The organism is Pontimicrobium sp. MEBiC01747 (assembly GCF_053601635.1).
This window is the reverse complement of the sequence record NZ_JBSHNS010000360.1, coordinates 1-9,136: the sequence shown is the minus strand read 5'-3', so window position 1 is coordinate 9,136 and position 9,136 is coordinate 1. Positions and strand designations below refer to the sequence as shown.

9 protein-coding genes and 1 tRNA gene are annotated in these 9,136 nt (G+C 32.7%); 8 read left to right on the top strand and 2 right to left on the bottom strand.

Annotated elements, in window-relative coordinates; genetic code table 11:
• The 8 genes from ccsA to ACVC2P_RS11805 all read left to right on the top strand — a co-directional run.
• The coding region (gene ccsA, locus ACVC2P_RS11840; RefSeq protein WP_452598680.1) for a cytochrome c biogenesis protein CcsA at positions 1–2,143 on the top strand (2,143 nt) is incomplete at its 5' end.
• A gap of 195 nt (positions 2,144–2,338) precedes the next feature.
• Positions 2,339–3,745 (top strand): MATE family efflux transporter, encoded by a 1,407-nt coding sequence (locus ACVC2P_RS11835; protein ID WP_452598679.1) that lies wholly within the window; start codon positions 2,339–2,341, stop codon positions 3,743–3,745.
• A 53-nt stretch (positions 3,746–3,798) separates the two neighbouring features.
• Positions 3,799–3,987, top strand: a complete 189-nt coding sequence (locus ACVC2P_RS11830) for a hypothetical protein (RefSeq protein WP_452598678.1) — start codon at positions 3,799–3,801, stop codon at positions 3,985–3,987.
• Between the two features lie 152 nt (positions 3,988–4,139).
• Positions 4,140–5,297 carry a trans-sulfuration enzyme family protein gene (locus tag ACVC2P_RS11825; protein ID WP_452598677.1) on the top strand — a complete coding sequence of 386 codons (1,158 nt, stop codon included), beginning with the start codon at positions 4,140–4,142 and terminating at the stop codon, positions 5,295–5,297.
• 11 nt (positions 5,298–5,308) lie between these two features.
• Positions 5,309–6,205, top strand: coding sequence for a 23S rRNA (adenine(1618)-N(6))-methyltransferase RlmF (gene rlmF, locus ACVC2P_RS11820; RefSeq protein ID WP_452598676.1), 897 nt, complete (start codon positions 5,309–5,311; stop codon positions 6,203–6,205).
• 35 nt (positions 6,206–6,240) lie between these two features.
• The gene (gene bshB1 / locus ACVC2P_RS11815; protein ID WP_452598675.1) at positions 6,241–6,957 is read left to right on the top strand and encodes a bacillithiol biosynthesis deacetylase BshB1; all 717 of its coding nucleotides are present in this window, start codon (positions 6,241–6,243) and stop codon (positions 6,955–6,957) included.
• Between the two features lie 99 nt (positions 6,958–7,056).
• Positions 7,057–7,132, top strand: a tRNA-His gene (locus ACVC2P_RS11810).
• Between the two features lie 66 nt (positions 7,133–7,198).
• A complete protein-coding gene (locus ACVC2P_RS11805) occupies positions 7,199–7,351 on the top strand; it encodes a hypothetical protein (RefSeq protein ID WP_452598674.1) in 153 nt (50 codons plus the stop codon).
• 8 nt (positions 7,352–7,359) lie between these two features.
• Here ACVC2P_RS11805 and ACVC2P_RS11800 read toward each other — a convergent pair whose 3' ends face one another.
• Both ACVC2P_RS11800 and ACVC2P_RS11795 read right to left on the bottom strand, forming a co-directional pair.
• Positions 7,360–8,670, bottom strand: a complete 1,311-nt coding sequence (locus ACVC2P_RS11800) for a C1 family peptidase (RefSeq protein WP_452598673.1) — start codon at positions 8,668–8,670, stop codon at positions 7,360–7,362.
• Between the two features lie 201 nt (positions 8,671–8,871).
• The coding region (locus ACVC2P_RS11795) for a hypothetical protein (protein WP_452598672.1) at positions 8,872–9,136 on the bottom strand (265 nt) is incomplete at its 5' end.

Genomic DNA, 9,136 nt, shown 5'->3' with positions numbered 1-9,136 from the left:
ACCATTTAGTGTAAAACTTAACGACTTTAATGCAGAACGTTATCCAGGAACAGAAACAGGTTATTCTGCATTTTCAAGCCAAGTGACTATTATAGATAAGGAGGCGGAAGATTTCGACTATAAAATATACATGAATAATATTTTAGACCATAAAGGCTATCGTTTCTTTCAATCTGGTTTCGATCCAGATGAAAAAGGCACAATACTCTCAGTAAATCATGATTACTGGGGGACATGGTTTACCTACCTTGGATACTTCTTATTATACTTTGGTTTAATGGCTATTTTATTTGATAAAAACACACGTTTTGCAGACCTTAAAAAAGCATTAGAAAAAGTAAAAGAAAAAAAGTCTAAACTATTAACAGTACTATTAGTATGCTTCACCTTAAGTGGTTTTGCACAAGAGCAACACACAGAAAATGATGGGCACGATCACAGTAAAAAAGAAGTAAGGCAACGGGCAAGTAAAGTACAAATAGACTCTGTTTTACTAGCTAACGTAGCACCAAAAGAGCATGCCGATAAGTTTGGGCATATGGTAATACAAGATATTGGCGGGCGTATGATGCCTGTAAACACGTATGCATCAGAGTTATTAAGGAAATTAAGTAAAAAAGATTACTATGAGACCTTAGATGCTAACCAAGTGTTTTTATCTATTCAAGAAAGTCCTATGCTTTGGTATAATGTACCAATTATATACTTAAGATCTAAAAAAGCAGATTCTATTCGTAAAATAATAGGATTACCAAAAACAGAAGAATACGCAACACTGTTAGACTTTTTTACTGAAGATTTTAGGTACAAGCTAGACCCATACATTAATGAGGCTTCCAAAGCACAAGTTAAAAATGGATTTGAGAAAGAATTCATGGAAACACACCAACGTGTTACATTACTATCTAATGCAATAGAAGGAAGAGCATTAAAAATATTCCCTATACCAAATGACGAAAACAATAAGTGGATTTCTACATTCGAATATAGAAATGAAGGCTACAATGAAAAAATAAAAGACTCATCGTACGCCAGTTTTATAGACTTAGGCTTTAATTGGTATTTACAGACCTTAAATAAAGCAAAAAAAGAAAATGATTTTAAAGAAGCAGAAAAACTTTTAGCATCTTTCAAAAAAATACAAAATAATATAGGTAGCGAAGTCATGTTAAGTGACGATAAAATAAATGCCGAAATAACGTATAATAAATACGATATATTTAAGAAGTTGTATAGCTGGTATATGTATGCTGGAACACTACTATTTATACTTTTAATTTTTCAGATATTTAAAGATAAAAGTAAAGGAGTAAGTGTTGCTATAAATATATTTAAAGTTATAATTCTTGGCTTATTTATAATTCATACAGCTGGATTAGTAGTTAGGTGGTATATTTCTGGGCATGCACCATGGAGTGATGCATACGAATCTATGATTTATGTAGCTTGGGCTACCATGTTTTTTGGTTTAGCTTTTGGTAGAAAAAGTGACTTAACATTAGCCTCAACAGCTTTTGTAACCTCAATGATTTTAATGATTGCGCACTGGAATTGGATGGATCCAGCAATTGCAAACCTACAACCTGTTTTAGATAGTTATTGGTTAATGATTCACGTAGCAGTAATTGTAGCAAGTTACGGCCCTTTTACCTTAGCTGCAATTTTAGGAATCGTTACACTATTATTAATGATCTTAACTAATGAAAATAATAAAGCAAAAATGCTTTTAAATATTAAAGAGCTAACTATTATTAACGAAATGGCCTTAACAGTCGGGTTAGTAATGCTAACCATTGGAAACTTTTTAGGAGGACAATGGGCTAATGAAAGTTGGGGACGTTATTGGGGATGGGATCCAAAAGAAACTTGGGCTTTAATAAGTATCATGATATATGCATTTGTAATACACATGCGTTTAGTGCCGGGTTTAAGAGGGCGCTGGACTTATAACTTATCTTCTATTATAGCGTACGCTAGTATATTAATGACCTATTTTGGAGTGAATTTTTACTTATCGGGATTACATTCTTACGCAAGCGGAGACCAAATATTAAGTTTTCAAGTTATAGGAATATCTGTACTTTTAATAAGTATATTAGGTGTGTTTTCATATGTTAAGTACGCAAAATATTATAAGAAATAACATCTTAATGTTATAATGCAATAGCATTTTTTGCAAGATTAAAATTGCGAAAATCAAAATAAATAGTCATATTTGTTTTATTATGATTGATTAATTTATGTTTCTGGCTTTGTCGAATACTCCCTCGACGTTTAAGAATCGAATACAGTGATTATATTGTATTTGATAATACCTCATTATACAACATAAAAACAAATGCAATCCAATAAACTATCTATAACTCAATTTTTTAAATATTTCAAGCAAGCATTAAGCGGCAAAGATCAGGATTTTACCTCAGGAAGTATTAGAAAAGCAGTATTTATGCTGTCTGTTCCCATGATTTTAGAAATGCTAATGGAATCTATCTTTGCTATAGTAGATATATTATATGTTTCTAAAGTAAGTGTAAATGCAGTAGCCACAATAGGTTTAACAGAGTCCGTTATTACACTAGTGTATGCTGTAGCTATAGGTTTAAGTATGGCAGCAACAGCAGTTGTAGCAAGACGTGTTGGTGAAAAAGATTTAAAAGGTGCTTCTCAAGCTACAGTACAAGTCCTATTTTTAGGTGTACTTATAGCTTGCATAATAAGCGCAATAGGAATACTATACCCTAAAGAAATATTAGCGCTAATGGGTGCCGAGCCAGATCTTATTGCAGAAGGCTATGGTTATACAAAAGTATTATTAGGTGGTAACATAACTATAATGTTACTCTTTTTAATAAATGCGGTGTTTAGAGGTGCAGGAAATGCTTCTATAGCCATGTGGACATTAATACTTTCTAACGGTTTAAATATAATTTTAGACCCAATGTTTATTTTTGGTTTTGGGCCAATTCCAGCTTATGGAGTAGAAGGCGCAGCAATAGCCACAACAATAGGTAGAGGCTCGGCAGTCGTTTTTCAATTAGTTGTTCTTTTTTATGGATACAGCAAAATAAAAATTAAGTTTAGAGACTTAGTTCTTAGAGCGACTATAATGCTTAACCTTATTAAAGTTTCGTTAGGAGGTATAGGCCAATTTTTAATTGGCACATCAAGTTGGGTGTTTTTAATGCGTATAATGAGCGAGTTTGGAAGCGAGGTCTTAGCTGGTTATACAATTGCTATTCGCGTTATGATGTTTACAATAATGCCAGCTTGGGGAATGAGTAATGCCGCTGCCACTTTAGTAGGGCAAAACCTAGGAGCCAAACAGCCAGATAGGGCAGAAGCCTCTGTGTGGAAAACCGGAAAATACAATGCTATATTTATGGGCTTTGTTTCGGTAGTTTATTTAGTTTTCGCACCTCAAATAATAAGTTTGTTTAATACTACACCAGAAGTTGTTAAATATGGAAGTTTATGTTTACGTGTTATTGCAGCAGGTTATGTGTTTTATGGTTACGGCATGACGGTAATACAATCCTTTAATGGGGCAGGAGACACCAAAACACCAACGTATATTAATTTTATATGTTTTTGGGTTTTTCAACTCCCATTTGCCTATTTAATTGCAGTTATTCTAGACTATGGACCAATAGGCGTGTTTTGGGCAATTACATTAGCCGAAGTATTAATAGCAGTTATTGGAATACTATGGTTTAAACGAGGGAAGTGGAAAACAGTAAATGTTTAATAAAAAGACTTATTAAATTTTTCCTATCTTAGAAAAAGTAATTATTACCATTCATGAATTTCATTAAAAAACTAGGAGCAGGAAGCATCTTTATGTTATTACTCTGCTTAGTAATTATTATTGTTGCCGAATACCTGTTTCTTACAGGAGATCAATTACATGGCATATTTTTAGGCCTTTGGGTACCAACCTTATTAGGTATTATGATATTTTTTAAACTTGTAGAAAATGGACGCAAATGATATAGTATTACGATTTTCTATTATAGTCTTTTTATGCGTTGTAGTATGGGCAGTTGTTATGATTCGTGTTTACAATAAGAATACGCGAAATTAATAATCCTTTAACGTATTAGGGTACTTATTTTTAGAGCTTCTTTTTTTATCTTTACCCTATGAGTAAAAATGAATTAGGTTTAAACACTATTTGCTCCCATGTAGGAGAAATAAAAGACGAACAATTTAATGGTGCAGTTTCACCAATATATTTAGCATCATCATACGCTTTTTTAGATGTCGATGTTAAACGATATCCAAGATATTTTAATACGCCAAATCAGGAATATTTATCGAAAAAAGTAGCGGCTTTAGAACATACAGAAACTGCCATGATTTTTGGTTCTGGTATGGCAGCTATAAGTCATATGTTTTTAGCATTTTTAAAATCTGGAGATCATATAGTTGTACAAAATACATTGTATGGCGGAACGAGCAATTTTATACGCGAAGAGTTTCCTAAGTTAAATATAGAATTCACCTTTACAAATGGTTATGATATTAAAGACTTTGAAGCAGCGCTACAACCCAATACCAAATTAATACACATAGAGACGCCATCTAATCCACTATTAACTATTACAGATATTAAAGCGGTTGCAGATCTTGCCAAGGCAAACAACATCGTTACAAGCATAGATAATACCTTTGCAAGCCCAATAAATCAAAATCCAGCAGATTTTGGAATCGATTTAATAATGCATTCAGCAACCAAATATTTTGGAGGACATAGCGATATATGTGCTGGAGCTGTTGCAGGATCAAAAGCGCACATGGATGTTATATGGAATGTCTCTAAAAATTTAGGCGGGAGCCTTAGCGATCTTACTGTTTGGATGTTAGAGCGTAGTATGAAAACTATGGGACTACGTGTAAAAGCACAAACAAGGGGAGCACGTAAAATAGCACGCTGGTTAAACGACCATGAAGCTATAAAAAAAGTATACTATCCAGGTTTAAAAAGCCATCCACAACATGAATTAGCAAAATCTCAAATGCGTGGATTTGGAGCCATGTTATCTTTTGAATTAGAAGACCATCTAGACTCTGAAGCGTTTCAGAACGCTTTAAAATTAATAAAACCTTCTATGAGTTTAGCAGGCATAGAAAGCACAATGTTAAACCCTGCAAAAACATCTCATGCGTTATTGTCTCAAGACGAAAGAAATGCTATAGGCATAACAGATGGTTTAATACGTTTTTCTGTAGGAATAGAAACTGTAAGAGACTTAAAAGCAGATATTGAACAAGCAATTAGTTCAATTACAAACTCATAATTAAATATATTTTGCATAAAAACAATAAGCATAAAAATGGTTATGATTTAAATATATTAAAAACAGAAAATCCAACATTGGAGCCTTTTGTTTTTACAAATAAATTTGGAAAAGAAACAATAGATTTTGCTAAGCCAGAAGCCGTAAAAGCTTTAAATACAGCCTTATTAAAAACGTATTACAATATAACCTATTGGGAGTTTCCTGATGCCAACTTATGCCCAGCTATTCCTGGACGAGTAGACTATATACACTATATTAATGATTTATTAAACCAATCTAGAATAACAAATAATATAACCGTATTAGATATTGGCACAGGAGCAAATTGTATATATCCGTTATTAGGACATAAAACGTATAACTGGAATTTTGTAGGAGCGGAAGTTAATAGAGAAGCACTTAATATAGCAAAGACTATTGTAGAACGTAATACATTAAATAAAGTAATTACTTTTAGACAGCAACATAACGACAATAACATTTTTAATGGTATTTTAACTAAAACAGATCGTTTTGCTGTAACACTATGTAACCCGCCTTTTTATAAAAGTGAAACAGATGCTATAGCGGCAACAACAAGAAAATTGAAAGGTTTAGGTAAACAAACAGACAAAGTAGTAAGAAATTTTGCAGGACAATCTCAAGAACTATGGTATAAAGGAGGCGAAAAAGCCTTTTTACACACTTATCTGTACGAAAGCAGTTTGCATAAAACCAATTGTTTTTGGTATACTAGTTTAGTCTCTAATAAAGACAACATAAAGTCGATGCAGAAATCGCTTAAAAAACTTGGAGCTACCGTTATAAAAACAATAGATATGTTACAAGGCAATAAAAAAAGCAGAATAATAGCTTGGACTTTTTTAACAGAAAAAGAACAGAAAACTTGGGTTAAAAAAGAATAAAACACCCGTTTTTACGGAATTATAAAAAACAATTTATGAAATTAGACATATTAGCATTTGGAGCGCACCCAGACGATGTAGAGTTAGGAGCAGGAGGAACGGTAGCTAAAGCAGTAGCAGAAGGAAAAAAAGTTGGAATAGTAGATTTAACCAAAGGTGAGTTAGGAACAAGAGGAACCGAGTTCACTAGATTTGAAGAAGCGGCTAATGCCTCAAAAATATTAGGGGTCTCCGTAAGAGAAAATTTAGGCTTTGCAGATGGTTTTTTTGTTAATGATAAAACACATCAATTAGAAGTTATTAAAATGATACGAAAGTATCAGCCAGAAATAGTTATCTGTAATGCTGTAGACGATAGACATATAGATCACGGGAGAGGAAGTAAGTTAGTAAGCGATGCTTGCTTTTTAAGTGGATTAGTAAAAATTGAAACCGAAGTAGAAGGCAAACTGCAAGATAAGTGGAGACCCAAAACGGTTTACCATTATATACAATGGAAAGATTTGACGCCCGATTTTGTTGTAGATATCTCAGGATATATAGATAAAAAAATGAAATCTGTATTTGCATACAAAACACAATTTTTCGACCCCAATAGTAAGGAGCCAGAAACGCCAATTACAAGTAAAAATTTCACAGATAGCATAAATTATCGCGCAAGAGAATTAGGCCGTTTAGTAGGTGTTGAACACGCAGAAGGCTTTACTGTAGAACGTTACGTTACCGTAGATAGTTTATTCGATCTGAAATAAGAAAAACAACGAAAAAAATATTTAAAAATTTTAAAAAAAGTCTTTGTAGAAACTATTAATTCTTTTACATTTGCACTCGCATTAGCAATAATGTTACATGGTGGTTGTAGCTCAGTTGGTTAGAGCATCGGTTTGTGGTACCGAGGGTCGCCGGTTCGAATCCGGTCTTCCACCCAAAAGTAAAAAGCTTCTCTTATTAAGAGAAGCTTTTTTTGTATACACATATTTTATATTTACTATTATGTTGTTTTTAATAATTACTACTGTTTTAGGCGTAATCCCTTTTGTATTATATTGGTATTTAAAAAGTATAAAAAAGGAAACCAATAAAGATATTAAAAAGGAGTTAGACGCTTTCTTTGATGACGATGATGATTCTTTAGATTATAAGTAATTACTTTTTTACCACCTAATAACCATAGGCGTCATTGCAGATTTAGCCTTTTCAAATTCATTCATATATAATGTTGCTTGCACATTAACATTGTACGACATATTGCCATTGGTAGGTTTAAAATTTAAGGCATAATAAGGGATGTAAATACGGTAATTACCCAATGCAGCAGGATCTACATATACTTGATCTCTAAGAGTACCAGAGGCTACCAGTCCGTGAGCATCTCTATAGTTTTTTTCATTAATATTAGCATAAAGAGGGGTTCCATTTTGCATGTAAAATCTAATAACTAATTGAAAATGAGTTCCCTTACCGTTAAAAATAGTTCCAGGAACATTAATAATCATACCTAATTGGCTACCAATAGGTGTGTTAATGGTTTGATTATGCATTACTAACGGCTTATTTAAAACTGCATTTGCAAAAAGGGCGCTAGGAGGAATTGGAGGAGGAATCGTTACATTGGTGTTAATCTCATCCTGTTTTTTAATAGTAATTACAGCATTAGGGTTATTAATTACAATGTCTTGAGAGGTATAGGCTTCTTTTACTCTAGATTTAAAGGCATAATATGAAATCCAAGCATAACCGTTAGTTCCAAAGCTGGTACCCCATGAGTTTAAAACTTTATAAGCCTGTTTAGAATCATCATAACCAGTTACAACCATAGCATGTCCACCTTTTTCTAGGCCACTAGGCCCTGTGTAAATTTGATTAAACCCTAAGTTTTGAAACCCTTGATCTACTCGCATACCAATAACAACAGGGAATCCAGAGTTCAATTGACTTTTTACTTCAATATCATCTTTAAAATCAACGCGTCTCCATTCGGCTATAGCATAATTTTTAGCTCTCTGTTTAACAGTTGCATTGGGAATAGAATAACAATCTAATTGGTTGTAAGGAAAGTCATTAATAGTAGAAACACCATTGGACTTTAGTAAATTTAAAGCTTGTACTATATTAGAGCCACTTCCACAATTTCCTAATTTTATTTGATTATAGATAAAAGAAGGACTATAAATTTGATTATTTGTTATGGGTTTTATATTTCTTTCTCTGGCCTCTTGATACGTTTTTAATCCGTATGCAACAGCCCAACCTACACATGAAGATTGTTGCCCTTGGTTTCCAGGTGTAGGAAACCATGAAGATAAATCTACTGTAGAAGGTAGTGTGCCCATCATTGCAGAAGTAGCAAGTGGAATGTCTTTATAATCTTCTTCTTCTATAAAGATTAATCCTGTACCATTTTGAGCAGATAAAACATACGAACAGCATAAAATAGCGAATAAAATTAAGGCTTCTTTTTTCATGGGTTTATAGTTTTTAGTTAGATATATAGTTATGAATAGATAAAATGTTTATCATTTTCTGTTCTGCTTTTTTTTGAATAACTAATTAAATGAAGCTAAAAAATGAGTTTAACAATACACGCTTACAAATTAAGAAAGTTAAAGACCAAAAAAAATACGTAGATCTACGTATTTTTTTATAACCATTGTTGTACATCGTTTTTATTCTAATGTTGTCCCATCCGTAAATATTATTTTTTCGGGTGTCCATACGACTTTCAAGTCGTCCATATCTTTACTTTTTAATCGAGTGTCTTCAGCTCTAAATTGATTGTAGTCTGACGTATAAGTTCCTTTGAAAGTTTCGCCTGCTTTAATTGGGTCATCAATTGTAAGGTTTATAGATTTAATTTCTGTATCAAATAAGTCTTGTATTGAAATAGAACCTTTAAATGCACGAATATCTTTTTCAGTTTTATTCTCAAAT